At 66.3% G+C, this 26,254-nt stretch carries 20 protein-coding genes; 9 read left to right on the forward strand and 11 right to left on the reverse strand.

Annotated elements, in window-relative coordinates; translation table 11 throughout:
• Nucleotides 1-14: 14 nt before the first annotated feature.
• The 6 genes from PIB44_RS09790 to PIB44_RS09815 all read right to left on the reverse strand — a co-directional run bounded on the left by PIB44_RS09790 (nucleotide 15) and on the right by PIB44_RS09815 (nucleotide 9,072).
• Nucleotides 15-2,627, reverse strand: coding sequence for a fimbria/pilus outer membrane usher protein (locus PIB44_RS09790; protein WP_278069233.1), 2,613 nt, complete (start codon nucleotides 2,625-2,627; stop codon nucleotides 15-17).
• Between the two features lies 1 nt (nucleotide 2,628).
• Nucleotides 2,629-3,366 carry a fimbrial biogenesis chaperone gene (locus tag PIB44_RS09795; RefSeq protein ID WP_134581193.1) on the reverse strand — a complete coding sequence of 246 codons (738 nt, stop codon included), beginning with the start codon at nucleotides 3,364-3,366 and terminating at the stop codon, nucleotides 2,629-2,631.
• 69 nt (nucleotides 3,367-3,435) lie between these two features.
• On the reverse strand, nucleotides 3,436-4,029 hold the full coding sequence (locus PIB44_RS09800) for a hypothetical protein (RefSeq protein WP_134581194.1): 594 nt from the start codon (nucleotides 4,027-4,029) through the stop codon (nucleotides 3,436-3,438).
• Between the two features lie 158 nt (nucleotides 4,030-4,187).
• Nucleotides 4,188-6,488 carry an ABC transporter permease gene (locus PIB44_RS09805; RefSeq protein WP_278069234.1) on the reverse strand — a complete coding sequence of 767 codons (2,301 nt, stop codon included), beginning with the start codon at nucleotides 6,486-6,488 and terminating at the stop codon, nucleotides 4,188-4,190.
• The gene (locus PIB44_RS09810) at nucleotides 6,485-7,552 is read right to left on the reverse strand and encodes an HlyD family secretion protein (RefSeq protein WP_278069235.1); all 1,068 of its coding nucleotides are present in this window, start codon (nucleotides 7,550-7,552) and stop codon (nucleotides 6,485-6,487) included. Before PIB44_RS09810 ends, PIB44_RS09805 begins: the two co-directional genes overlap by 4 nt.
• Nucleotides 7,549-9,072 carry a TolC family protein gene (locus tag PIB44_RS09815; protein WP_278069236.1) on the reverse strand — a complete coding sequence of 508 codons (1,524 nt, stop codon included), beginning with the start codon at nucleotides 9,070-9,072 and terminating at the stop codon, nucleotides 7,549-7,551. Before PIB44_RS09815 ends, PIB44_RS09810 begins: the two co-directional genes overlap by 4 nt.
• A 243-nt stretch (nucleotides 9,073-9,315) precedes the next feature.
• On the opposite strand from PIB44_RS09815, the gene PIB44_RS09820 reads away from it, so the two are divergent.
• On the forward strand, nucleotides 9,316-10,185 hold the full coding sequence (locus PIB44_RS09820; protein ID WP_278069237.1) for a bile acid:sodium symporter family protein: 870 nt from the start codon (nucleotides 9,316-9,318) through the stop codon (nucleotides 10,183-10,185).
• A gap of 6 nt (nucleotides 10,186-10,191) precedes the next feature.
• Here the strand turns inward: PIB44_RS09820 and PIB44_RS09825 are convergent, their stop codons facing one another.
• Together PIB44_RS09825 and PIB44_RS09830 are read right to left on the reverse strand one after the other, a co-directional pair.
• A complete protein-coding gene (locus PIB44_RS09825) occupies nucleotides 10,192-11,919 on the reverse strand; it encodes an AMP-binding protein (protein WP_278069238.1) in 1,728 nt (575 codons plus the stop codon).
• Between the two features lie 169 nt (nucleotides 11,920-12,088).
• Nucleotides 12,089-12,370: a hypothetical protein gene (locus PIB44_RS09830; protein WP_278069239.1), complete on the reverse strand. Its 282-nt coding sequence runs from the start codon at nucleotides 12,368-12,370 to the stop codon at nucleotides 12,089-12,091.
• Nucleotides 12,371-12,395: 25 nt separating this feature from the next.
• Between PIB44_RS09830 and PIB44_RS09835 the strand changes: the two genes are divergently transcribed.
• Genes PIB44_RS09835 through PIB44_RS09845 form a run of 3 tightly spaced genes read left to right on the forward strand, consistent with a single transcriptional unit; the run spans nucleotide 12,396 to nucleotide 16,206 of the window.
• Nucleotides 12,396-13,634 carry a parallel beta-helix domain-containing protein gene (locus PIB44_RS09835; protein ID WP_278069240.1) on the forward strand — a complete coding sequence of 413 codons (1,239 nt, stop codon included), beginning with the start codon at nucleotides 12,396-12,398 and terminating at the stop codon, nucleotides 13,632-13,634.
• 8 nt (nucleotides 13,635-13,642) lie between these two features.
• Entirely contained in the window at nucleotides 13,643-14,788 is a 1,146-nt protein-coding gene (locus PIB44_RS09840) for an SO2930 family diheme c-type cytochrome (RefSeq protein ID WP_278069241.1), read from the forward strand.
• Nucleotides 14,779-16,206, forward strand: coding sequence for an aldehyde dehydrogenase family protein (locus tag PIB44_RS09845; RefSeq protein ID WP_278069242.1), 1,428 nt, complete (start codon nucleotides 14,779-14,781; stop codon nucleotides 16,204-16,206). Before PIB44_RS09840 ends, PIB44_RS09845 begins: the two co-directional genes overlap by 10 nt.
• 15 nt (nucleotides 16,207-16,221) lie before the next feature.
• On the opposite strand, the gene PIB44_RS09850 is transcribed toward PIB44_RS09845, so the two are convergent.
• The gene (locus PIB44_RS09850; protein WP_253121233.1) at nucleotides 16,222-16,866 is read right to left on the reverse strand and encodes a TetR/AcrR family transcriptional regulator; all 645 of its coding nucleotides are present in this window, start codon (nucleotides 16,864-16,866) and stop codon (nucleotides 16,222-16,224) included.
• A 142-nt stretch (nucleotides 16,867-17,008) separates the two neighbouring features.
• On the opposite strand from PIB44_RS09850, the gene PIB44_RS09855 reads away from it, so the two are divergent.
• The 4 genes from PIB44_RS09855 to PIB44_RS09870 all read left to right on the forward strand — a co-directional run bounded on the left by PIB44_RS09855 (nucleotide 17,009) and on the right by PIB44_RS09870 (nucleotide 22,647).
• Entirely contained in the window at nucleotides 17,009-19,426 is a 2,418-nt protein-coding gene (locus PIB44_RS09855) for a TonB-dependent receptor (protein WP_278069243.1), read from the forward strand.
• Nucleotides 19,427-19,736: 310 nt separating this feature from the next.
• Nucleotides 19,737-20,732, forward strand: coding sequence for a TerC family protein (locus tag PIB44_RS09860; protein ID WP_278069244.1), 996 nt, complete (start codon nucleotides 19,737-19,739; stop codon nucleotides 20,730-20,732).
• 149 nt (nucleotides 20,733-20,881) lie between these two features.
• Nucleotides 20,882-21,070 (forward strand): DUF2256 domain-containing protein, encoded by a 189-nt coding sequence (locus tag PIB44_RS09865; RefSeq protein ID WP_253121230.1) that lies wholly within the window; start codon nucleotides 20,882-20,884, stop codon nucleotides 21,068-21,070.
• Complete coding sequence (locus tag PIB44_RS09870; RefSeq protein WP_278069245.1) at nucleotides 21,067-22,647, forward strand: cryptochrome/photolyase family protein; 1,581 nt, start codon at nucleotides 21,067-21,069, stop codon at nucleotides 22,645-22,647. The genes PIB44_RS09865 and PIB44_RS09870 overlap by 4 nt, the downstream gene beginning before the upstream one ends.
• A gap of 57 nt (nucleotides 22,648-22,704) precedes the next feature.
• Here the strand turns inward: PIB44_RS09870 and PIB44_RS09875 are convergent, their stop codons facing one another.
• Nucleotides 22,705-23,145 carry a DUF3429 domain-containing protein gene (locus tag PIB44_RS09875; RefSeq protein ID WP_278069246.1) on the reverse strand — a complete coding sequence of 147 codons (441 nt, stop codon included), beginning with the start codon at nucleotides 23,143-23,145 and terminating at the stop codon, nucleotides 22,705-22,707.
• A complete protein-coding gene (locus PIB44_RS09880; protein WP_278069247.1) occupies nucleotides 23,142-23,504 on the reverse strand; it encodes a thiol-disulfide oxidoreductase DCC family protein in 363 nt (120 codons plus the stop codon). Before PIB44_RS09880 ends, PIB44_RS09875 begins: the two co-directional genes overlap by 4 nt.
• Before the next feature lie 526 nt (nucleotides 23,505-24,030).
• On the opposite strand from PIB44_RS09880, the gene PIB44_RS09885 reads away from it, so the two are divergent.
• On the forward strand, nucleotides 24,031-26,160 hold the full coding sequence (locus tag PIB44_RS09885; RefSeq protein ID WP_278069248.1) for a TonB-dependent receptor: 2,130 nt from the start codon (nucleotides 24,031-24,033) through the stop codon (nucleotides 26,158-26,160).
• Nucleotides 26,161-26,254: the final 94 nt, after the last annotated feature.

The following is a 26,254-nucleotide window of genomic DNA, read 5'->3' on the forward strand; positions in this document are numbered from 1 at the left end:
GCCGCCCTTGCGCCCTATGACACCGGGCCAGGGGTTTTGATTTCTCCCACATCGCTTACTCCTTCCGCGTTGTCCGGAATGACAAATTCGCCCACCGTTCGCCCCTTGATCACCAGTCGATATTGTCCGGGGGCCAGGCCGTCGGCGATGAAACGCCCGTTGCGATTGGTGAAGAAGGGCTTGCCCTGAGCGTCGTCCTTTGCACCGGCCGGGACGATCAGGCCGCCCATCAAGGCCACCGGCCCCTCGGGCGATATCAGATAGCCCCGCGCCGTGCGTGAGGCGTCGCTGCCGACGACAAAACGATAGCCGTTGCCGAAACCAGGAAAGGCCTGGATCACGCCGGCGCCGAGATCATAGCCCTCCGGCAAGGGATCGACCTCCAACTCGTAGCGCCGGACGCCATAGCCGCGATCAATGCCCGCCAGCGCCGGGCCGAACCAGCCGCTTTTGGCGACCGGATAGCCGCTGGAGTCCGTCAAGCTGACCTGCGCGCCCTTCAATGTCGGGTGGCCGGTGGCGATGACGAAGCCTTCGCGCGCCGATCGGCCAATGCCGAAAGCGCCGTTCGCATAACCGACCATGGTCGAGAGCCGCCACAGCGACTCCTGCCGCGTCTCGCCGTCGTTCAGGTTCGAAACCAGGCGGTTTGAGATGATCTCCGCATCGAAGCGGTTGTTGATGTAGCGCAGGTCGCCGGCGATGGTCTGCTGCGTCCCGTCTTCGGAGAAGCGCAGATCCCCGCTCAGATCGTTCAGGCGGCCTGACGAGGCGCGCGAAATGCCGACCTCGCGTAGGTCGTTCTGGCTATCGTAACGCGCCACGCCGCTCCACCGCCCGCCGAAACGAGTGGTCAGGTTGATGCCGAACCGCGTGTCGTCGCGTCCGTCCAGGGCGGTCGTGCGCTGCACGGTCATATTGACGCCGAAACGGCGGAAACTGCGACCGAAGTTCAGATTGAGGTCGGTCCGATCCCGCTCGCCCCGCCCCTTCACATAGGCTGCGCCAAAGCCCATCGTATAGGCGCGGAACCGCAACAACGCCTGGCCGGCGGCGCGCCATCTCTCACGGTTGAAGCCATTGGTTTCGAAAGCGCTCTGGAAATAGCGGCTGGTCGCCTGGATTGACGCTACAAGGCGAAGATCGGCTTCCCGGCCGAACGTCGTCTCGCGCAGATAGTCGATCGAGCCGATATAGCCCTGCCGTCCCGTGTCGCCGTTATGACTGACAGCGGCGCTCGCCTGGATCAGGCCGAGGCGGCTGCCCCATACGGCCAGCCCGCCGGCCTGGCCACGTCCTTCGGCCAGCTGGGCGTTGGCGCCCAGGGTCAGCACGTCGCTTATCCCCTTGCGGACAAAGCCCGACGCGCCCAGGGCGGAGCCGTATTCCAGCGATCCGCCCTCCTCCAGCACGCCCGCCGAGACGCCGAAATCCAGCACGCCGGGGTCCAGCAGTCCTGCGCCGCCGAACAGGTCGAACACGGCGATCTCTCTCTGGCCCGTATTGTCCTCGACCAGCAGGCGCACGGTGTTGGCGCCCTGGCCGAACGGAAAGTCGCCCAGTGAATAGGGCCCGGCGTCCAGGCGCAGCCGCTCGATAATCACGCCATTGACCTCGACCACCACCAGGGCGGGGCGATCCAGCACGAACTGGCGCCGCCCAGATGGCCGCACGTTCTGGAACGGTCGGATCGTCGAATAGGCCCGCGCCGCCGACAGGCCCAGAAATCGTCGCGAACCCTGGAAGCTCTCAACCGGCGGTGCGAACTCGCCGGCGGTCAGGCGCACCGCCGACTGGAACAGATCCTTGGTGAGGCGGATTTCGCGGCGGCGCCAGCGCTCATCGGATGAGCCGTCGTAGTCGACGCCTGCCGTTAACGTCACGCCGTCGAAGCCGCCGAAGTTGGCGAACATGTCCACCCCGCCCGCCAGGGGCGCAAAGCTGTTCTCCGAATGCGAATACTGCTGAGCCATGGTGATATTCGCGCCAGCCGAAAAATTGGCGGGCTGATCAAAGGCCGCCGGATCGACCAACTCGTTACGGTTGAAGCTGACGTCCCGGCGCGCACGCGCCCCGGCCGACAGTTCTGCTACGAAGGTCAGGGCCAGTGGATCGAAGCTCAAGGAAAAGCCCTCGCCTCTCAGGTCCGCCATGTTGACGCGCTTCTGCGACGCGATGATCGTCTTCAGCCGGTCGCGCTGGGCGGGCGCCAGACTGGGACCCAGAAGGTCCATCAGCCCCTCGGCGTCGACCAGCCCCTGGCCTTGCAGATCCACCTCCCCCGCCAGGTCGCCCAGATAGCGGCCATCGAGGGTCAGCGGCCCCTGGATCGGGCTCAGCACCGGCGTCGGCCGGGCCGAGGGCGCCTGATCCTGGGGTCCGCCGGCCGCCGCATCGAGCGCGGGGGGAACACTCGACGCGGCGCCGGCGGCGAGCAGGACGTCAGGGGCGTCTCGCTCGACCGGGACTACGGCGGCGGCGCCGTAGGTGACTTCGGAATAGTTGCGCGCCGTGCGGATGACTTCATCCCCCGCGAAGGGCGCTTCGGCGTTGCTGGCCGAGGCGACGCTGCCGCCCAGGCAGGCCGCGGCGCCCAGGCGCCGCCAGATCCGTTTGCGGCCGGACATCTCACAGCAGCACGATCGAGGCGGTCACGTCGCCGCTGGCGTCAGCCGCCAGCGCAGCCGGGATACGCATGTTGCGCGTGGCGCCGCCCGCCATCACGCTAACCTCTCCGACATCAATATTGGCAGCAGGAACCTCATGCGTCTTCCCGTCCGCCGTCTTGAGCGTGAAACGCGCCTCGCGCAGATGGGCGAAGCCGTCGCCCGTGTTTCGCGCCGTCAGAAGAATGTCGCCGTTCGGCGCGCGGGAAACGGAGGTCACCTCGACCGCCGCCCTGGCGCTGGTCGGCGCCACGAAGACATAGGTGTTGATCGTGAAAGCCAGCTTGACGTCTGCTCCAGCCTCGTCCTCGCCGGTGATCGACTGCATATTGATCGGCAGTTGCGCCGCCCGTACCAGGTACATCTTTCCTTCCGGCCCGCTGTCGCCGAGATAGCGCACCTGCACCACCTGTTCGCGATTGGGCGGGATGACGGATTGCACCGGGAAGACGCCGATGTCGTCTTCTTCAGGGACCAGGCTGCGGACGCCGTTTTCGTCGACCCTCATCCGATAAACTTCTATCTCCACCGTGGCCGGCGCCGTGGCGGTGTTGCGCACGGTCAGTCGGTAGCTGGATCCGCTTCCTGAAGGCGTGATCTTGGCCACCATCGGCGAGACATCCATGGCGCGCGTGTCTGACGGCGCCGTCATGGCCATCATCAGACAGAGCACCGAAGCTGCGATGACTTGAACTCTCATAACTGCATCTCCCCTGCAGTAATGCGAAAGAAAAACGGGGAGCCTTGCGGGCTCCCCGTTCTGGCTCGATCAAGCCGGGTTCAGCGTAAAGGTGAAGGTCTCCGTATAGGTGCCGGCCGGGGCCGTGGCCGCGCCCGGACCAGACGGCGCAGCCGCGCAGCCCGTCGAACCGGGGTTGGTGTTGTCGCCTTGCGTGCCGCCGACGCCGGTGCCGCCCGGAACGTTGTAGCAAAGGTTCAGGAACAGATCGGCGAAGATGCCGTCAGCCAGGGCTTGGCTATAGCCGCCCGAGTTGGTGACGATCGCCGGGCTGCCGGGCCAGGTGTCCTGAGCCGGGAAGCCCAGGGTCGGCACTTGCTGAACCACCAGGTCCCAATCGTAGTTGATCAGCACGCCGTCGACCGACTTGAAGTCGCCGTTGGCGGCGCTGGAGGTCAGCTTGGCGCCCGTCGGGGCGTTACACGACATCCGCAGCGTGGTGACTTTCTGGCGCTGGCCGTTGGCCACCGCGACATTGCCGCCGGCCACATTGGCCAGGCCGATGCCGCAGAAGTTGGTCACGCTGGTGCTGACCGTCACATTGGTTTGCGCGCTGGAAACGCCGGGCAGAGCCAGCAGGGCTGCTGCGGCGGTGGCGGCCGCAGTGATCATCAAAGTACGCATCTTCGCCTCCGGGAATGGGTTGTTAAACGAGATTCCAGACTGTCGCTTCCGATGTCTGGAGTTGCGGCTGATCGCCACAATCTCGCCATTTAAACCTCCCCCCAGAGGCCAACATCCCCAAGGTTGATACTCATCTTGGACTAGTCAATTGTAACTAATCATTTACCGCTGCGACGGACGAGGCTGCTACGCGGCGGATCGAGCAGCAACCACAGGGCGCCGAAGATCGCCGCCAATGCCACCAGCCCCGCCGCCTGAGGCGCGACCTCCGCCAGACTGGCGCCCATGGCGTTCATCGGCACAAAGGCCTGGACGGCGGCGGTCGAGGGCGACAGGTAAGCCAGCCAGACCAGCAGCTTGGGCATCATGAAATGCGGCCAGGCCGCCCCCGCCAGAAAGAAAAGAGGCGCCGAGGTTCCGACCAGCACCTGCAAGACCCGCTCGTGACGATCGAACAATCCGCCCAGCAGCAGCCCCAGCGCCGAGACCCCGGCTGCGAACACGGGCGACAACAGGACGACCCCGCCTAGATCGCCGCCGCGCGGATAGTCCTGCACCCAGAACACGAAGCCGAAATAGAACAAGCAGGACGCCGTGCCGATCGCCGTGAGCGCCAACCACAGACCCAGCTTTGCGCTGCGCCGCATGGGGGCCGCGCCGGTCTCGCGGCGCAGGGCGGCGATAACGCCGGCGCCCAGCAGCAGGGTCTGCTGCAGAATGATCAGACTGACCGCCGGCACAGCATAATCGCCATACCCTTCCGTCGGATTGAACAGGGACTCCTGCTTCAGCGTCGGCACCAGCTTTGCCGCGCGGGCGGCCTGAGGCAGGCCCTCCAGCCGCGTCTCGGCGACATGGGCCGCAGCGGCCGCGACCGCCTTGCCGACCGAGGTGACGCGGACCAGATAGCCGCCGTTCAGCCAGACGGCCACGCCGTCGGGCGCGCCGCGCGCCAGATCGGCCTCGAACCGCTCGGGCAGGATGACCACGCCGTCGACGACGCCGCGCCGCATCAGGTCGGACGCTTCGGCGGTCGAGGGGAGGACGGCGGCGACCTCGACCGCGTGGGAGGCGTTGAGGTCTTCGACCAGGGCGCGGGTCAGGGCGCTCTGCGTCGGCGTCACCACGGCGACCGGCAGCCCCGTCGCCGCCTGCCCGGCATAGGCCGCCGGATAGTAGAAGGCGTACAGAACCACAGCCAGGATCAGCAGGCTGCTGACAGGCCGGGCGCGCGGCAGATTGCGGAAGGTGGCGATGAAGGCGACGCCCACGCCCTGTTCGGGCAGGGGGAAGGCCAGCGCTTCGGCCTTGGGCGCGCGGCGGGCGCGCAGGCCGACCAGCACGGCGGCCAGGATCAGGGCGATCACGGCGACAACGCTCAGAATCGCCAGGTCGCGCCAGGCCCCGCCGGGCGCTGCGCCTGTCACCATCTGGCCGGTCTGCAGCCGCAGATAGTGGGTGTAGGGCAGGATGTCGCTCCAGATCCGAGCGAACCGCGGCCCGTGATCCAGCGGCAGGGTGCCGTTCGAGAAGGCGATGGCCGCGCCCGAATAGATGGCGGTGCCCGAGAAGGCCATGTCGATGTCCCCCAGCAAGGCGACCAGCAGGGCCGACAGGGCGACGCTGACGGCCATCAGGGCGACCACGCCCAGCAGCAGCAAGGGCAACGACCCCGCCACGCCCCAGCCCCTGATCCCGCACAGCCAGCCGATCCACGCCAGCCCCCACAGGGTGAAGATGACGAAATGCGGGATCAGCGTCCCGAGCAGAGCCACCGTCGTCCGCCCGTCGTTCTGGGCCCTGAAGGTCTGGAAGGAGCCGCCCTGCATCAGCCGCCCCACCGCCAGCACCGCTGAACAGGCCGCCAGCAGATGCAGCACGCCGGGCGCCAGCAGGCCGCCGAGGAACAGTTCGAAACTCAACTGCGGATTGCCGATGATCGACACCTGAACCACCGGCGGCTCCAGCGCCGTGGCGGGCAGGCCCATCTGGCGCGCGCGCTCCTCCAGCCGCGGCGCGGCGGCCGAGGCGATGGCCGCCGACTGCCCCAGGGCTGACAGGGCGCCGACGGTCTGGAAGGCGCCGTTGAACGACACCGTCACCTGCTCCGGACGACGGAAGGCGCCTTCGCTGAAGCCCGAGGGAAAGTGCGCGATGCTGTAGACCTCGCCGCGCCGCATCAGGGCCACGGCCTCATCCACCGTCGCCGGGGCATGGGCCACCCGCACGCCGGGGCTGGCCTCCATGTTGCGGATCGCCGCCCGGCTGAAGGCCGAGTTGTCCTGATCCACCACGGCGACCGGGGCCTGACGGATCACGCCGGGCGCCAGCATGGCCGCGATCACCGCCAGCAGGATCAGCGGCAGGCCGAAGGCGACGAAGGCGTCCCACGGCCGGGTCGCCAGCCGCCGCGCCTCGTCCTGAACGGCCGCAAGAAAGACGGCCGCCCCGCCCTTCATCGCGCCGACCAGTCGAACAGGACGCTCATGCCCGGCCGCAGGCCCTCGATCGGCCGGACAGGCTTGGCCTTCACCTGGAAGCTGCGGACATCATAGCCGCTGGACTGCCGGGTCGAGCGCCAGGTGGCGAACTCGCCCTGCGGGCTGATGGCGGTGACGCGGAAAGCCGCGCCTTTGACGCCCAGCGCCGGCACGTCGCCGCGCACGGTGGCGCCGATCTTCAGATCGCGGAACTGATCCTCGCGCACGCTGAAGGCGACCCACGGATCAGACGTATCGACGATGGTGAACACCGGCACCCCCGTCAGCACCAGCTCTCCGACATTGGCGAAGCGTTTCGACACCTCACCCCCATGCGGAGCGGTCAGGCGGGTCTCGCCCTGCAGGCTTTCGACCTCGGCGACGGCGGCGCGGGCGCCGCTGACATTGGCGTCGGCGACCGACTTCTCTTGCTGACGGGTTCCGGCCTGCGCCTTCAGATACTGCTGGCGCGCGGCCTCGGACTGAGACGCCGTAGCGGCGCGGGCGGCCACCGCCTCATCTCGGCGCTGGGCGGAAATGACGCCCTCGGCGAACAGGTTTTCGGCCCGGCGCGCGGTCTGATCGGCCAGACGAGCCGTCGCCTGTGACGCGCGCCAGATGGACTCGACCGTCTGCACGTCCTCGACGCGGGCGCCCTCGCGGCTCATGGACTGGATGGCCTGCGTCGACTGCAGCAGGGCGCGGGCCTGGGCGTCCTTGGCCTCGACCTCGGGGCTGCTCATCAGCGCCAGTTCCTGCCCGGCCGTCACCTGATCGCCCTCGGCGGCCATGAAGCGTTCGACGCGGCTGGGCACCTTGGTGGCGACGGTGAAGGTCTCGGCCTCGACCATGCCCTGAACCTGATTCGGCGCCGGACGGGCGGCCAGGAACAGACCCACGACGATGAAGACCAGCAGCAGCGCCACCCCCGCCGCGACGATCAACGGCAGAAGCGGACGGCGCGGTTTCGGCGGCGGCGCCTCGGCGGGTTTGGGCGGCGTATAGGCCGAAGAAGGCGTCTCGCTCATGGGGCGCTGAGTCATGGGGCGCTGATCCGGTCGTCGCGTTGCAGATAATCGTTCAGGGTCTGGCCGTTGCCCGACGCCGCCAGCAGCGCCGCCAGGCTCAGGTCGTATTCATAGGCCGCAGCCGCCCGTTGCAGGCGCGCGGTTCCCAACAGGTTGCGGGCGTCGATCACCGAGGCGGCCGTCGCCTCGCCCTCGCGGAAGCCGACCTCCTGCACGCGCAGATTTTCGCGCGCGGCCTCCATACTGCTGTCCATGCTCAGGAACTGCCGCCGGGCCAGATCGACCTGATTATAGGCGCGCGTGACCATCAGCCGGGCGTCGTCGCGGGCCTTGCGCTCCATCTGAGACGCCGCCGAGGCCTGGGCGCGCGCGGCGCCGAGCAGCCGTCGCCGGTCCACCGAAGACATCAGGGTGTAGCGCGCGCCCAGCCCAAAGGCCCAGTCCGGCTCGGTCGGCAGGGCATCATCGGGGTTCAGATTATAGGTCCCGAAGGCGAACACCGACGGCTTCAGCCGCGAGGCGGCCAGATCCGCCCCCGCCTCGGCCAGATCGCGCCCCGCCTGCGCCTGAATGACCCGCGCGTTCGACTGCCCCGCGCTGTCCACAAACAGGTCGGCCGGTCCCACCGGGCCGCGGTTGACGAACAGGGGCGTGGTCGGCGTCGCCCCGTCCTCAAGGTCCGTCACGCGCGCCAGCGAGGCGACGGCGTTTTCATGCTCCAGTTCGGCGCGGTTGACCTGACGCTGGGCGGCGTCGCGCGCCACCTCGACCTGAAGCGTCTGGGCGCGGCTGAGGAACCCCTCGCTCTCCATGCGGCGCGCGTTGTCCAGATGCAGATCAAAGCCGTCGCGCGTTTCGATGGCGATCTTCAGCGCCTCCGCCGCCAGCACCTGGCTGAAATAGGCCTGGGCCAGCCCGACGCCTTCCAGATCGACGGCTTCGCGACGCTTGGCTTCGGCCAGATCCAGATTGGCCTCCGCCGCCCGACGCAGGGCCGGAATGGCGCCGCCGGTATAGATCGGCTGAAGCGCCGTCACCGTCGGGCGAAACGTCGTGTCGTCCACCTGCAGCCGGATATCGTGCGGCAGGGCGGCGAAAATCTCTGGCAGAGCCGCCTGCAGCCTCTGCTCCACGACGCCCAGAACATCGCCCGGCACGCCCGGCAGACCTGAAATCAAACCCGGAATGGCCGCGCTGATGTCGGACTGCGCCCGGTCCAGCGGCTCGCCCAGCGACAGGTCGAACGTCTTGCGATAGCGGATCAGCTGAGCGTCCAGCGACACCGTCGGCCGGTTCAGGCCGTCTGCGGCGCGCGCCTGAGCCTCCGCCGCCTCTACCGCATAGCCCGCCGCCCGGTTCAGGCTGGACGTCGCACGCAGCCGCGCCTCAGCCTCTGCATAGCTCAGCGGGGTGCGGGACGCCTCGGCGTTTCGAGGCGCAGATGCGGTCAGTTGAGCCTGCCGCTCCGCCTCCTGGCTGCTCGCCATCGGCCCCGCAGCCAGCGCGACGCACAGCCCGACCCCACTGATCACCATCGCTTCACCCCGTATCACGTCCGGCCCCAACGATCCTGACGCGCCGCCGTTGCGTCAAGCAAGCACGGGCCGCGCCCGCTCGCCTTGAGGAAAGGCGTTCTAGCCGGATTCCAGCCCTGTTCCGAACCGTCTTGACGCGCGACGCCCCCGTGCTGGAAGGTCTCCATACCGCTGGCGAAGCTTCCGGGCTCGGCGGCGGAAGGGGCGCTGTCAGGGCGGACCTGACGACAGGGGGAATGACCTATGGGCTCGCCGTTGACCCTGATCGGGCTGCCGATCGCGCTGGGCATCATCATGTTCGGCCTGGGCCTGGGTTTGACGCCCTCCGATTTCGTCCGGGTGGGCCGACAGCCGAAGGCGGCGGCGGTGGCCCTGGCCTGTCAGCTGCTTCTGCTGCCGGCGATCTGCTTCGCCCTGGTGCTGGCGTTCCAGTTGCCGCCGCTTCTGGCGGTCGGCATGATGCTGCTGGCGGCCTCGCCGGGCGGGACAACGGCCAATCTCTATAGCCACCTGTTCCGCGGCGATGTGGCCCTCAACATCAGCCTGACAGCGATCAACTCCGTCATCGCCGTCGTGACCCTGCCGGTCATCGTCAACCTGGCCGTGGCCCATTTCCAGCCCGGCGACATGAAGGTCGGCCTGCAGCTGACCAAGACCCTCGAGGTCTTCATGATCGTGCTGGTTCCCGTGGCTCTGGGGATGCTGGTGCGCGGTCTGAAACCCGGCTTCGCCCAGGCGATGGACAAGCCGGTGCGGATCGCCTCCATCGTGATCCTGACCCTGGTGATCCTGGGCGCGGCGGCGTCCAGCCTGGATGTGCTGCTCGCCAACTTCCAGGCCCTGGCGGGGATCGTCATCCTGTTCTGCCTGTTCAGCCTGGGCATAGGTTTCGCCGTGCCGCGCCTGCTGAAGATCGAACGCCCGCAGGCCATCGCCAGCGCCTTCGAGGTCGGGCTGCACAACGCCACCCTCGCCATCGTCATCGCCCAATCGGTGCTGCGCAGCCCGGAGATGACCCTGCCGGGCGCCGTCTATGGCGTGCTGATGTTTCCCCTGGCGGCGGCGTTCGGCCTGCTGATCACCCGCTACCGCGCAACAGCCGTCGCAGGCTGAACGCGATCAGCCGCGCAGTTCGCGACGCAGCACCTTGCCCACCGCCGTCTTAGGCAGGGGTTCGCTGCGGAACTCGACGATGCGCGGCACCTTGTAGCCGGTCAGTTGCGCGCGGCAGTGGGCGATCAGCATCTCCTTCGTCAACTCAGGCGATCGCGGCACGACGATGATCTTGATCCGCTCGCCCTGCGCCGCATCCGGCACGCCGACGGCGGCGACCTCCTCGACCAGCGGATGGCTGGCGACCACATCCTCGATCTCGCCCGGATAGACGTTGAAGCCGGACACCAGGATCATGTCCTTGATCCGGTCCACCAGACGCACGCGCCCGTCCGCCTGCATCACCCCGACGTCCCCCGTCGCCAGCCAGCCGTCGTCCGACAGCACCCTGGACGTCTCGTCGGGCCGTTTCCAATAGCCCAGCATCACCTGGGGGCCGCGCACATGCAGCTCTCCCTCTTCGCCGATCCCGGCCCAGCTGCCGTCCTCGCGACGCATGCGAACCTCGGTCGAGGGCACCGGCAGGCCGACCGTTCCGTCGAAGCCCATCCCCTCCTGATGCTCCAGATCGACGCGCCCGATGCATACCACCGGCGACGTCTCCGTCAGTCCATAGCCGTCGATCAGCGGCGCGCCCGTCACCGCCTGCCACTCCTGGGCCACGACGCTCTGGGTCGCCATGCCGCCGGCGATGGTCAGCTTCAGATCCGAAAAGTCGCGCTCTCGAAACGCCTGGCTTTTCATCAGGCTGACGAACAGGGTGTTCAGCCCGGTCATGGCCACGAAGCGCTCCTTGCGCAGGATCCATTCCACCCGCTTGGCGTCGCGCGGATTGGCGATCAGGATGTTGCGCCCGCCCGCCCCGGTGAACATCATCAGGTTCGCGGTCAGCGAGAAGATATGGTACAGCGGCAGCATGGTGACATTGCCTAAAGGCCGTGTCTGATCAATCTGATCCAGCAGCCAGACCCGCCCCTGAATCGTGTTGGCCAGGATGTTGCGATGGGTCAGCATCGCCCCCTTCGCCACGCCTGACGTTCCCCCCGTATATTGCAGGAAGGCGATGTCCTCGGGACTGATCGGCGCCGGCTGCAAGCTCATTCGCCGCGCCTTGGCCATCAGGCGCGTCCACCGATGCGCGCCCGGCAGGCGATAGGTCGGAACCATCTTCTGCACATGACGCATCATGGCGCTGACGGCGACGCCCTTCAGGCCGCCCATCATGTCGCCCATGGCGGTGACGACGACATGCCGAAGATCGGTCCCTTCGCGCGCCTGCTCCACCGTGGCGGCGAACATGTCCATGACCACCAGGACGACTGCCCCGCTGTCCTTGAGCTGATGGTTCAACTCGCGCGGGGTGTAGAGCGGATTGACGTTGACCACGATGGCGCCGGCGAACAGCGCGCCGAACAGGGCCGCCGGATACTGCAGGCAGTTCGGCATCATCAGCGCCACCCGCTCGCCCGGCTGCACGCCGATCGACTGCAACCACGCGCCGAAGCTCTTGGCCGCCTTCAGCATATCGCCGTAGGTCACTGCCGAACCCAGGCTGACGAAGCCGGGCCGGCCGGCGAACTTCAGCGCATCCGCCTCGAACAACTGAGGGACCGACGTCCAGCGCGCCAGCTCGTCCTCAATGCAGCGGGGCACGCCCTTGTGATAGAATTTCGTCCAGAAACGCTCGGCCCACAGTTGGTCCAGGTCGTCAGCGGAATCAGTCACGGCGCTCATTTCTCGACCGCCCACGCCGACCGGCGCCCTGCGGCCGCCTCGCGACAATGGACGCGCAGGGCGGCGGTCAGCCGGTCCCGGTTCGCCCCAACGGCCCAGGCGGCGCTGGGCCGCCAAAAGGGGATACGAACGCCGCCGATCATGGCGAACCGTGGCGGTGCGGATGCGGTCAGCATAGGGCTTCATCCCTGGACGAAAGGGTCAGGCGACCCTGTAGATGGAAGCGCGACCCAATGGCGGCGCGCGCGGAAAAATCACATTCGTGGCCGCCTGCTCCTACGTAAAGCAACGCCTTTCCGAGCCGAAACTGCGGCGCGGGAGCGAAGGTCATGGCGACGAAGGCCATCGAGACAACCCCGACGATTCGTCGAGCGTAGCCAAAAACAGAAACAGTTTCATTTTCTTCTTGCGACGTAATGAACCTTGTGAAAGCCTTGGGCTGGGCGAACACTCACGAGCGTTCTGGAGGGGACATCATGAAAATGCGCATCTGGCTGCCGGTCGCGGCGATATTGTTTCTGAGCGCCTGCGGGTCGAAACCGGCCGAGAAGGGCACGGACCTCAGCAAGGCGAACACCACCTATCAGAACGAACTGATGGAGCTGTTGATGGACGCCAAGCCGGGCGCGGTGATCGAGATCCCCGCCGGCGTCTTCGCCATCGATACTGAGTTGAGCCTCGTGGTCGACGGCGTGACCATTCGAGGCCAGGGCATGGACAAGACCATCCTGAACTTCCGCAACCAGGCGGCCGGCGCCCAGGGGCTGCTGGTCACCGCCAGCAACTTCACCATCGAAAACCTGGCGATCGAGGACACCAAGGGCGACGCCATCAAGATCAACAAGGGCGAGAACATCATCGTGCGCAAGATCCGCACGGAATGGACCCAGGGCCCCAAGACGGAAAACGGCGCCTACGGCATCTATCCGGTTCAGACCAAGAATGTCCTGATCGAGGACAGCGTGGCGATCGGCGCCTCCGACGCCGGCATCTATGTCGGCCAGTCGCAGAATGTGGTGGTCCGCCGCAACCGCGCCGAGTTCAACGTGGCCGGCATCGAGATCGAGAACTGCATCGACGCGGACGTCTATGAAAACCTGGCGACCAACAACACCGGCGGCATTCTGGTCTTCAACATGCCCCAGCTTCAGCAGGCCGGCTATCGGACGCGCGTTTATAACAACCGCGCGATCGCCAACAACACGCGCAACTTCGGCCACGCCGGCACCCCGGTCGCCAGCGTGCCCGCAGGCACGGGCGTGATCGTCAACTCCAACGATCAGGTCGAGATCTTCGACAATGAGATCGCCGACAACAAGACGGCCAACATCATCATCTCGGCCCTGTTCTCCGCCGGCTATTCCGACGGCGCCATGAGCGCGGACTTCGACCCCTATCCCGAGGCCATCCTGATCAAGGACAACCGCTTCAGCGGCGGCGGCAATGCGCCGGACGGCATGGATTTCCAGGCCCTGCGCATCGCCAAATTCGGCCCCACCGGCCGCTTCCCCGACATCCTGTGGGACGGCTATGTCAATCCGAAGAAGCTGGTGAACGGCCAGTTGCCCGCTGACCTGCGGATCTGCATCGACAACGGCGACGCCGGAATCCTGAACGTCGACGGGCCCAACAAATACGCCAAGCCCAACACCGACATCACGCCGCACCGCTGCACCCTGCCCCGGCTCAAGCCGGTCGTCCTGCCGCAAGCCTGACACGGGCCATGAAACCGCTTCACCTGCTCTCGCTGGGCCTGCTGCTCCTGATCGGAGCAGCAGGCTGCTCCAAGCCTCCGCCCCCGGCCCAGCCTCTGGCGGAGCCGACCTATTTCGAGGCCGACAATCCCAAATCCCTTCGGGAATGGGGCATGGTTCAGACATCGGACGGGGCTCTGGTCCTCGGCGCCCGGGTCACGCCGTATGACCTGACCACGCCGCTGTTCACCGACTATGCGCAGAAGCTGCGGACCATCTGGATGCCGCCGGGCGTTTCGGCCGGTTACACGCCGGACGACGCGCTGTCCTTCCCGGTCGGCACGGTCATCACCAAGACCTTCTTCTACCCGACCGGCGCCAAGGGTCGCGTGCTGCAACAGGCGGACCCCAGGCAATTCCATGATGGCGACGGCCTGAAGCTCAAGCAGGTTCGCATGATCGAAACCCGCCTGCTGATCCGCCGGCCCGAGGGATGGACCGCCCTGACTTATCTCTGGAACGAGGCCCAGACCGACGCCGTCCTGCACCGCGTCGGCGCCGCGGTCCCCCTGACGATGACGGGCTCGGACGGCAAGGACGAAACCTTCTCCTACATCGTCCCCAATGCGACCCAGTGCTCGGCCTGCCATGCGACCAATGTCGCCACCCGCGAAATCCAGCCCATCGGCCCCAAGGCCCGTCTGCTTAACCGCGACTTCGCCTATTCGGACAGGACGGAAAACCAGCTGAGCCGCCTGACCGCCATGGGCTATCTGAAGGGCGTCGCCGATCCGGGCCAGGCGCCGCTCCAGGTGTCCTGGACAGACGCCGCCGCATCGACCGAGGCCCGCGCCAGGGCCTATCTCGACGTCAACTGCGGCCATTGCCACAACCCCAAGGGCGCCGCCGCCACCTCGGGGCTTTATCTGGATGCGCCCTCGCCGCTGTCTGGGTCCGCCGGCCTGTGCAAACCGCCCGTCGCGGCGGGCGCGGGCACGGGGAACCTGCGGTTCGACATCGTGCCGGGCAAGGCGGATGAATCCATCATGGCCTACCGCATGGACTCGACCCATCCGGCCGTCATGATGCCCGAGATCGGCCGCTCGACCCGCCATGACGAGGGCGTCGCCCTGATCCGGTCCTGGATCGATTCACTGGAGGGATCATGTCGTTAGACGCGGCCCAGACCCCTGTGCACCAGACCCCTGCCCCTCAGACCCCTGACCCTCAGATCCCCGCGATCCTGGATCGCCTCCGGGCCGCCTTCGACAGCGGCCTGACGCGCGACCTGGCCTGGCGCCGCGCCCAGCTCGCCGCCCTCGAACGGATGATGGTCGAGAACGAAGCGGAGATCGCTTCTGCGCTGAAGGCGGATCTGGGCAAGCCGTTCGCCGAGGCCTGTACGGCCGAGATCGACCTGGTCTCCAGCGAGGCGGCCCTCGCGCGCAAGCATCTGGGCCGCTGGAGCCGCCCCCAGCGGACCCGCACCCCCCTGGCGATCCAACCCGGCAAGAGCTTTATCGAGTCGGCGCCCTACGGCGTGACCCTGATCATCGGGGCGTGGAACTATCCCTTCCAGCTGGTGCTGGCCCCTCTGGTCGGGGCCATCGCGGCGGGCAACTGCGCGGTCATCAAGCCTTCCGAGATGGCGGTCCAGTCCTCCGCCCTGCTGAAGCGTCTGGTGGAGCGCTATCTGGACCCGCGCGCCTTCGCCGTGGTCGAGGGGGACGCCGCAGTCTCGACAGCCCTATTGGAGCAGCGTTTCGACCTGATCTTCTATACGGGCGGCGAGCGGGTCGGTCGGATCGTCATGGAGGCCGCCGCCCGACATCTGACCCCAGTCGTGCTGGAGCTGGGCGGGCAGAACGCCTGCATCGTCGATGAAACCGCCGACCTGACGGTGGCCGCCCGGCGCATCGTCTGGGGCCGGTTCCTGAACGCCGGCCAGATCTGCGTCGCGCCGGATCACGTCTATGTCGCCGCCTCGGTCGAGGCCCGCTTGCTGGAGGAGCTGAAGCGCGCGGTCACGGCCATGTTCGGCCCCGATCCACGACAGAGCCCCGACTACGGCCGCATCATCAACGTGCGTCACGCCGCACGCCTGCAGCGCCTGCTGGCCGACGGCCGCGCCGTCACGGGCGGCCAGGCCGATGTCGACGCCTGCTATGTCGCGCCCACCATCCTGACGGATGTCGCGGCCGATGCGCCGGTTCTGGCCGAGGAGATCTTCGGTCCGATCCTGCCGGTCCTGCCCTATCAGACGCTGGACGAACCCCTGGCGGCGATCAACGCCCGCGCGCCTGCCCTGGCGCTCTACGCCTTCACCCGGAACAAGGCGACGGTTGACCGGATCATCGCCGCCACGCGATCCGGCTCGGCCACCATCAACGATGCTGTGATCTTCATGGCCAATCCGAACCTGCCGTTCGGGGGCGTGGGGGCCAGCGGCATGGGCGCCTACCACGGACGCTACAGTTTCGAGGCCTTCAGCCATCGGCGCGCCGTGCTGAAGCGAGGCTTCGCCCTGGACGCCAGCATCCGCTATCCGCCCTTCACCCCGGGCAAGCTGGCGCTTTTCCGACGCATGGCCTGAGCCGTCTGCCCCGGATCAGTCCTGCAGATAGGCTGACAGATAACGCTCCAGCGCCACGGTCGCCTCCGCGAACAGACGGTCGGTCCATTCCGACTGGGCCTCGCCGCTGGTCAGGGTTTCAAACGAGGTGAAGATCTCGGTTGCCATGCGGGCGACGGCCAGGGGCGCGTCGCCCTGGAAGCCGTCCAGCCCCTGTTCCCACCGCGCCGCCAGATAGGCCGCGATCTGGGCATTGGCCTGTTCCTTGACGATCCGCAGTTCGCGCGTCGTCAGCATCAGATGGAACAGGGGGCGATAGGCGGGGTCCTCGTCCAGCATCTTGCGCAGGGTCCGCATCACCTGCAGATGGCGCTCGCGCCATGACGTGAACTCGGGGTTCTCCATGATCTCCGCAATGCGGGCGTGCAGTTGCGCCACCAGGGTCTCGAACAGCTCCTTGTAGATGGCGAAGACGTTCGGGAAGTAGCGATAGATCGAGCTGACCGGCACATTGGCTTCAGCCGCGATGGCGCTGGTGGTGATCGTATCGACGGAGGTCGAGGCCAGGAGCTTCTCGGTCGCCGCCAGCACCCGGGTGATTCTATCGCGCGCACGTTGCTGCATCGGCGCGGCGCGGCGTTCCAGCGTGGTGATGATTTCTTGCGACGCGCGCGAGGTCACTGCCGCCCTCCATTCCAGTCTGCAGGCCGTCTAACATGACTTGACGCCTTTCCATACGCCGCATCGAGCCACAGCCTCTTGTCAAACGGAATAATATTCTGTTTCTTGAAGTTTGAGAAACGGGGCTTTGGGAGGGGCTGCGATGATCAAGATGGAGCACTGTCGCAAGGCGACGCTGGCGGGGAGCGTGGCGCTGGCCGCCCTGGCCGCGCCGGGTCTGGCGACGGCGCAGGAGGCCACGACCCTCGATGATGTCGTCGTCACCGCGCAACGGCGCGAACAGAGCCTGCAGGAAGTCCCGATCACGGTCAGCGTCGTCACGGCCAAGACCCTGGAATCGCTGGCGGCGGACGACATGGGCGACATCTCCGCCTTCGTGCCGGGCCTCTCGGTGTCGAACACCAGTCCGACCCAGGCCAAGTACAGCATTCGCGGGGTCTCGACGTCGGACTTCGGCGTCGGCACCGACCCGGCGGTGGGCGTCTATGTCGACGGCGTCTATGCGGCGCGCTCGGGCGCCGGCCTGCTGGCGTTCAGCGACGTGGCCCGGATCGAGGTGCTGAAAGGGCCGCAAGGCACCCTGTTCGGCCGCAACAGCGCCGCCGGCGCCGTGTCCATCACCACCAACAAGCCCAGCGACGAATTCGAAGCCCGCCTCGGCGTCCGGCTGGGCGAATATGACAAGCGTCGCTTCGAAGGTCTGGTCAATCTGCCGATCAACGACGCCCTGGCCCTGCGGGTGAACGCCCTGGTGAACCGCCGCGACGGCTGGCTCATCGATGAGGCCACCGGCCAGTACTATGACCGCGAGGACAACTGGGCGGCGCGTGCAGCCCTGCGCTGGGATATCGGTCCCCAGACGCAGATGATCCTCAGCTGGACCCATGACGAGATCGATCAGGACGCCCGCCCGGCGATCGGCGTCGCCCGCCTGCCCGCCGCACCGGGTTTGCCGGCCTTTCCGTCGAATCCGGCGGACTATCTGAACCCGTTCAAGGCCGGAATCCGCAATGACGTCATCGACAACCACGAGACGCGTCGCCTGGACGAGGGCACGCTGACGATCACTCACGCCTTCGGCGACATCGACTTCACCTCCCTGACCTCGGCCCGCCGCTTCAGCACCGAGAACCGCGAGGACGAGGACGGCACCAACCGGCCGGATCTGTATTTCGACACCAACAACCGCGAAAAGAACCGGTCCTGGTACCAGGAATTCCGTTTCGCCGGCGAACACGGCGCGTTCAACTGGATCGCCGGTGCCAGCTATTACAGCGAACACGCCGAACAGCGCAGCGACACCTACGCCACCACCGACAGCATCAACACCATCCTGACCAATGCGGCCGGACAGCCGCTGTTCTCGCTGGCCGACATGATCCTGGGCATGGCTGGAATCCCCGCCAGCACCCTCGGTCACAGCTGGCAGGAGGACATGATCAACGAGGGCGATTTCGACGCGACCGCCGGGTTCGCCGACGTCATCTGGGCCGCCAACGACCGCCTGAACTTGACGTTCGGCCTGCGCTATACCCGCGACAAGAAGACGTTCCAGTGGCTGAACGGCCCGCGCGTCGCGCCCGGACTAGACGCCGTGCTCAACGACCCCACGGTCAACTTCGTGCTGGACGCCTACATGGGGCCGGCGCTGGGCTATCTGTATTCCGACTTCGTCTTCGACCTGTCCGGCCTGGCGGGGGTTCAGTGCGACAACGGCGTCACGGTCCAGGAAGGCGTAGCCTGCAAGCTGTCCGACTCCTGGTCCGACCTCAGCCCGCGCTTCGTCGCGGACTATCACCTGACCGACAACGCCATGGTCTTCTTCTCCTACGCCAAGGGTTACAAGGCCGGGGGCTTCAACAGCGTCGAGGTCGCCTCGCGCTTCGACAATGAAGACGTGCAGAATTTCGAGATAGGGCTGAAGAGCAGCCTGGGCCCCAACGCCCGCTTCAATATCTCGGCCTTCCAGTATGACTACGACGGCAAGCAATCGATCCGGCTGGTCACGCCGGCGGGGTCCAATGTGCCGCAGTATCTGGTCGAGACCAGCGACGACACCGCCTGGGGCCTCGACATGCAACTGGACGTGCAGCCTCTGGACGGCCTGAACCTGTTCGCCAACGCCCAGTACATCGACGCCACCTACAAGCGAAAAATGACCGACGACGGCGATCTGGCCGGCCAGCCGACGGGCGAACCGCTATGGTCAGCGGCGGCGGGCGCCTCCTATCGCCGCGACCTCGGCGCCGCCGGCTCGCTCGACATGCAGCTGATCCACGCCTATCGCGGCGAAGGTCGCTGCAACAAGACGTCCACGGGTCAGGGTTCTTGCCTTCAGACCCCCTGGTTCGATCCCTCCGAGGCGCAGAACCGAACGGACGTTCGTCTGTACTGGCGCAATGCGGACGAGCGCTATCAGGTCGGTTTCTACGTCAATAACCTGTTCGACAACCAGTATGTGACCGGCGTGAACAACATCACCGCCACCACCTTGGGCACCCCGTTCGTGAACATCACCGAACCCAGAATGTGGGGCGTCGACCTGACCTACACCTACTGAGGGGTTTCCGCCTGGGACGGCGCAAAGGCGGTCCCAGGCGCCTCGCTTGGCCGATAGGACGCCGGGCGCGGAACAGCCCAGACCGGCGCCTGGCCGCTCTCGCTCGAGGGCGCCGCCGCCCCGCATCGGTTTCGGCTTGTCGGAAAAGTGCGGACCGGATAAATTATGGATCAGCGGACCGGGCCCCTCTGACGTCTGATGGCAGACGTGATGTCGGACCGCATCGAGTGATCTCGGTGCGCGACTACCCCTTTCTGGTCGATCCCCCAAATTGCGCGCCGGGGTCGCTCCTTGAACAAGGGGTGTCCTTATGGACCTGATGACTTTCTTCCTGACCGAATGGCTGGGCAAGCCGGCCTGGATGTGGCTGGCGTTCATGGGCGTGGTCGTGGCGCTGCTGTTGCTGGACCTGGGCGTCCTTCACCGCGACCAGCACGAGATCGGCGTGCGTGAGAGCCTCTTGCTCTCCAGCATGTACATCGCCGTCGCGCTCCTTTTCGGCGGCTGGGTCTGGCGGGAGCTGGGCAGCCAGTCGGGCATGGAATACCTGACAGGCTTCGCGATCGAGAAGTCGCTGGCGATGGACAACGTCTTCGTCATCGCCATGATCTTCGGCTACTTCGCTATTCCGAGGTCGCTGCAGCACCGGGTGCTTTTCTGGGGCATCCTGGGCGTAATCGTACTCAGGGCCATCATGATCGGCGCAGGCGCGGCCCTGGTCAGCCAGTACGGCTGGGTGCTCTACATCTTCGCCGCCTTCCTGATCTTCACCGGCATCAAGATGTTTTTCGCCGGCGACGGACATGCCGACGTGGGCGCCAATCCGCTGGTGAAGTGGATGCGCGGGCATCTCAGAATCACCGACCAACTGCACGGCCAGAGGTTCTTCGTGCGGGAGCCGCACCCGAAGACCGGACGCTCGGCCCTCTGGGCCACGCCGCTGTTCCTGGCGCTGGTGATGATCGAGATCGCGGACGTGATCTTCGCTGTGGACTCGGTGCCGGCGATTTTCGCCATCACCACTGACCCCTACATCGTCTACACCTCGAACATCTTCGCCATCCTGGGGCTCCGGGCGCTCTATTTCGCGCTCGCCGCCATCATCCACCGCTTCGCCTATCTCAAGCAGGCGCTGGCCGTGCTGCTGGTGTTCATAGGCGGCAAGGTTTTTGTGGCCGACCTCTTGGGCTGGGAGAAGTTTCCTGCGGAATGGTCGCTGGCCATCACGGCCTTCATCTTGGCCGCCGGGGTGTTGTGGTCGCTCTGGAAGACGCGGGGCCGGTCCTCTGAGGCCTCCTCCTCGTGACGAGAAAGGGCCCCTCGACAGGCCCCAAAGCCGCCCCTTCCCCGACGGTCCGCTGAATGGAGGCGGCTAGACCTGATCCAACCAAGGGCTGGAGCGTAATAAAGCCCGACTGAGGCGGGACCCCTCTTGCAGGGCGGAAGGTGACTTGGATGCGGCGAGTTCAGAAGAAGGACCTGCCTTCCAAGACCTGCCCCGTCTGCGCCAGGCCCTTCGCGTGGCGCAAGAAATGGCAAAGAGACTGGCCGAACGTGATCTACTGCAGCGCGCGTTGCGCCTCCCGAAAGACGCCCCTCGAAGAGGCGGGCAAGCCTGTCCGTCCTTCGTCGATGCCGTCATGACGCGGGTGGATGACGTGAGGGTTCTGCGGCTGGTGCTCGGCGATCAGCTTTCAGACAGCCTTGCCGGCCTGACTGATCTGGAGGCGACGCGCGACGTCGTGCTGATGGCGGAGGTGCGGGACGAGGCGACCTATGTGCGTCATCACAAGCAGAAGATCGCGCTGACCTTCGCCGCCATGCGAGCGCACGCGAACCGGCTGACGGCGCGAGGCGTGACGGTTCGCTATGTCCGCATCGACGACCCCGACAACACGCATTCCATCATAGGCGAACTGCATCGCGCCCTTACGCACGACGCCTATGCCCGCGTCGTGATCACCGAGCCCGGCGAAGTCAGGCTGGCCGAAGCCTTCGCGGCCTTCGCCGCGACCGCCGGCCTGCCGGTCGAGATCCGCGAGGACCGGCGCTTCATCTGTTCCCATGCCCGTTTTCGACGCTGGGCCGCCGACAAGCGCGAACTGAGAATGGAGTATTTCTATCGCGAGATGCGCCGCGAGACGGGCCTGCTGATGGACGGCGCCGATCCCGAAGGCGGTCGCTGGAACTTCGACGCCGAGAACCGCAAGAAGCTGACCAGGGGACTGCGCCCGCCCCCTCGGCTGCGCACCGCCCCCTCGGCCACGACGAAGGGCGCGATCGCCGACGTCGCCCGCCTGTTTCCCGACCATTTCGGCGATCTGGACGATTTCGGATGGCCGACCACGGTCGAGGAGGCCGAGGCCGCGCTGGAGACCTTTCTGGCGCGCATCCTGCCCGCCTTCGGCGACTGGCAGGACGCCATGGCCCACGGCGAGCCCTGGATGTGGCACGGCCTGGTCTCGACGGCGATCAACATGGGCCTGCTGGACCCGCTGGACGTCTGCCGACGAGCCGAAGCCGTCTATCGGGCCGGCGCCGCGCCCCTGAACGCGGTCGAGGGCTTCATCCGCCAGATTCTGGGGTGGCGAGAGTTCGTGCGCGGCGTTTATTGGCTGAAGACGCCCGAGTACGGGCGCATGAACTTTCTGGACGCGGACCGCACCCTGCCCTGGTTCTTCTGGTCCGGCGAGACGGACATGGCCTGCGTCGCCGACGTGGTGTCCGCCACCCGCGCCAGCGCCTACGCCCACCATATCCAGCGCCTGATGATCACCGGCAACCTGGCCATGATGCTGGGCGTTCATCCCGACGCCGTCGATGACTGGTACATGACCGTCTATGCCGACGCCTATGAGTGGGTCGAGATGCCGAACACGCGGGGCATGGCCACCTTCGCGGACGGGGGGATCGTCGGCTCCAAGCCCTACGCGGCGTCCGGCGCCTATATCCAGCGCATGAGCGACTATTGCGGCGGCTGTCGCTACGACGTGAAGGGCAAGAGCGGCGATGGCGCCTGTCCGTTCAACCGTCTCTACTGGGGCTTCCTGGAGCGCAATCGCCCGCGCCTTCGCCGCAACGCCCGCCTGGCCATGCCCTATCGCACGCTGGACGGCTTTGGAGAGGCGAAACGCGCCGCCTTGCTGGCGGAGGCGGAAGCCGCGCGGCTGGCTCTCGGCGCTGCGCCGATCAGCGGCGCGGACGAAGGCTTAGGCCGGTGAAGGTCAGCGCGGCGCTCGGATCAGCTCGGATCCTGGGGCAGACCCGCGATCTCGGCGTCAAAGTCTAGCGGTCAGGAGCACGGCGGACGCCGCGATCAGGCAAACGCAGACTGCCAAGGTGAGCCATACACGGATCCGACCATACCATTGCGGAAGGTCGCCACGCCGGACGCATCTCAGATCATAGGCCAGCAGGAGGCAGAAACCGGCGGCGAGCCCGACCAGACCGATCGTCGTCGGGGCGAACCCCATGGCAAAGGCCCACAGCGCGGGCAGGACGCTGACGGCATAAGGCGGCGCCTTGTCCTCATTCCTCAACGTCGCGACGCCCCAGTGGACGCCGCCCATGAAGGACAGAATGACCGCCCCGTAAAGCCGAAGGGCGCCCGCGACCTGGTCAGAATCGCCCAGCCCAAACGCCAGAGCCCCCACAAGGCCGGCAAAGGGCAGAACGCCGGACCAGCCCAGGATCATCGCTGAGCGCGGGGTCTGCATCATACCCCCTTGCCTTCGCGTTCCAGGCGGCGAACGACCCTCTGCAGGCCAGGACGAAGGCGCAGGAAGCCTCGGTAGGCGAACTCCAGAACTGCGGCGACAGGTCGGATTGTCGCCAGTCGGCCAAGCCAGTTCAAGGCCGGAAGCTCGCGCCAGACGGCGGCGAAGGCTGCGGCTCCGCTAACGGTCTGACCGTCGGTCCCGCGCACATGAAACTGACGGAGCAGCGCGTCGCGGTCCATATCCCCCACATCGCGCCGCGTCACGTCGAGGAAGGACAGACGCCTGTGACGGTCCAGCCGCCGCATCACCCTGATTTCCCGAGAGCAGAGCGGGCACCCGCCGTCGTAGTAGACGATCATCCCGGAATCCGCCGGCTCTGCCTGATGAGGTAAGCGCTTCACGACAGTCGGAACTCCAAACCGCACCCGCGCACAATACGCCCCATCCCGACCTCTGGATCAGCCGCGCTGGCGTCACACGCTGAACCTCTAAAGGACCTCCTGGAGAGAGAGGCGGTCAGGCCCGCCGGTTGGCGCGAGGCGACCGGTCACCTGCAGTCTGCCTGGGAGTTAGGCGAAAGTCGGGAGGGTCATGCTCTGGGCGTCGAGCGGACCACCGTGCGCTCTCCGGGGGCGGGCCCGCACGACAGCGCCTTGCGCGCACGGCCCAGCCATGACGAGTGCATTTGAATACCTCTAAGTTCTAGGGCAGCCCTGGGACGACCGAACGGCACGGCTCGCCGCGTGCGTTTGTCAGGTTTTCACGCGGACTGATTGACAGAAAGCTCAGGTTATGTCGACATCGCACGTATTCATAAAGATACATGCTCGGCCAAGAGGGCATGACAGGGGAGCCACCGTGAAACATTGTACCCACGCCTTAGCCATGACTGCCCTCGCGGCCGGCTTTAGCGTCCTGGCCAGCGTCGCCGCAGCCCAAGAAACCGCCCAGGTCGATGACATCATAGTCACCGCGCGCAAGACCAGCGAGCGTCTGCAAGAGGTGCCGCTGGCCATTACCGCCCTGAATGCCGAGGAAATGCAGCGTCGCGGCATTCGAGACGTTACGGATCTGTCCTCGATCGCGCCGGGTCTGAACATCGAGAAAGACCAGGGCCGCCGCTTCGAGCGCCCGGTCATTCGCGGCCAGGCCAACGTCTTCGGCGCGCCCAACGCCGCCTCCTTCATCGACGGCGTCTATATCCCGGACAGCTTGTTCGCCACCGAAATGGCCTTCGTCGATCAGGTCGAGGTGATCAAGGGACCGCAGTCGGCTCTGTACGGCCGCCAGACCTTCTCGGGCGCGATCAGCTACACGACACGCAAGCCGTCGCAGGACGTCGAGGCCCTGATCCGCGCCACCGCGGCCGAGCATGACGAATACAACTTCCTGATGGGCCTCAGCGGGCCGCTGGTGAAGGACGTGCTGTCGGCCCAGGCGTCCGTCAACTACTACACCTATGGCGGCGAGTACCGGAACAACGCGCCCGGCACGCCCAGCGACGGCAAGACCATCGGTCAGGAAAAGACCGTCGGCGGCACCCTGGCGCTGATGTACACGCCGACGTCGGAACTGAGCTTCATCCTGCGCGGCTCGTACGCCCATAACAACGACGGCCACGAGCCGATGGCGATCCAACGCTCGAGCGCCAACAACTGCTATCTGAACACGCGCACCCAGTATTATTGCGGCGCCATCAACGTCACGCCGGACATGATCGGCCTGAATCTGGATGAAATCGGCGGCGGCGGCGTGGAACGCAAGACCGGCCGTCTGAGCCTGACCGCCGAATACGATCACGGCGGCTACACCCTGACCTCGATCAGCGCCTATAACGATTCCGAAGAGCATCGAAAGGCCGACCTTGATTACCTGCCCCAGCGTCTGCTGGGCGGTTCGCTGCATGTCGACGACCGGGTGAACATCAAGGGCTTCAGCCAGGAGTTCCGCATCGCCTCGCCGCGCGGCGAACGCCTGCACTGGATGGCCGGGGCCTATTATTTCAACAGCGACCGCTGGGACGGGCGTTATCGCTATGTCTCACGCGCCCTGCAGGACAACGGCACGATCGAGACGGAAAACCTGGCCGCCTTCGGCCTGGTCGGCTTCGACTTCACCGACAAGCTGTCGGGCACGGCCGAAGTGCGGGTCGCCGAAGAAAAGCTGCACCTGACCGGCGGCGATTCCAACTTCGATTACGAAGCGACCTATCGCTCGACCAACCCGCGCTTCACCATGTCGTATAAGGCCACTGACGACCTGATGTTTTATGGCCTGGTGGCGCGCGGCAACAAGCCGGGCGGCTTCAACACCGACGTGCGCCTGAGCCCCGCGGATCGCTCCTACGGCGAAGAGACCGCCTGGAACTATGAACTGGGCTTCAAGAGCGATCTGTTCGATCGCCGCGTCCGCCTGAACGTCGCCGGCTACTATATCGACTGGTCGAACCAGCAGATGACCCAGGTGGCCAATCTGTCCTCGACTGAGACCGTCTCCTTCATCCGCAATGTCGGCGAGGTCGAGGTCAAGGGCGTCGAGGTCGAGGCCCAGGCCAAAATCACTTCTGACTGGTCCGTGCGCGGCACCTTCGCCTATGCGGATTCCGAATACACCAATGCGTTCGACCCGGACTTCGCCACCCTGACCGGGGGCGACGGCGACGTCAGCGGCAAGGCGATCCCCAACGCGCCCAAGATCCAGTACTCCCTGGGCAGCAACTACGCCTGGTACGTCGGCGAGAACCGCTTCTTCGTCGACGGCACCTATTCCTTCCGCTCCAAGAAGTATGATCAGGTCGCCAACCTGGCCTGGGTGGACGGCCGCGATACCGCCAACGTGCAACTGGGATGGGAACGCGGCCCGCACCGGGTGATCCTGTTCGGCCGCAACATCTTCGACAACATCGATCCTGTCGGCATCGTCCGCTACTCGGACTTCACCACCAACCAGCGCGGCTTTGTGGGCTCCCTGCCGCGCGGTCGTCAGATCGGCCTGACCTACGAAGCCAACTTCTGACCTGCCTCCCGGAAGCTGGTTGGGCCCGCAGTTCACGCTGCGGGCCCTTTTTTCTTGGCTGAGTTCACGTTGGACGTTGGCGAACTGAAGGCCT

The sequence above is a fragment of the Brevundimonas sanguinis genome (assembly GCF_029636725.1).
GTDB lineage: Bacteria > Pseudomonadota > Alphaproteobacteria > Caulobacterales > Caulobacteraceae > Brevundimonas > Brevundimonas sanguinis.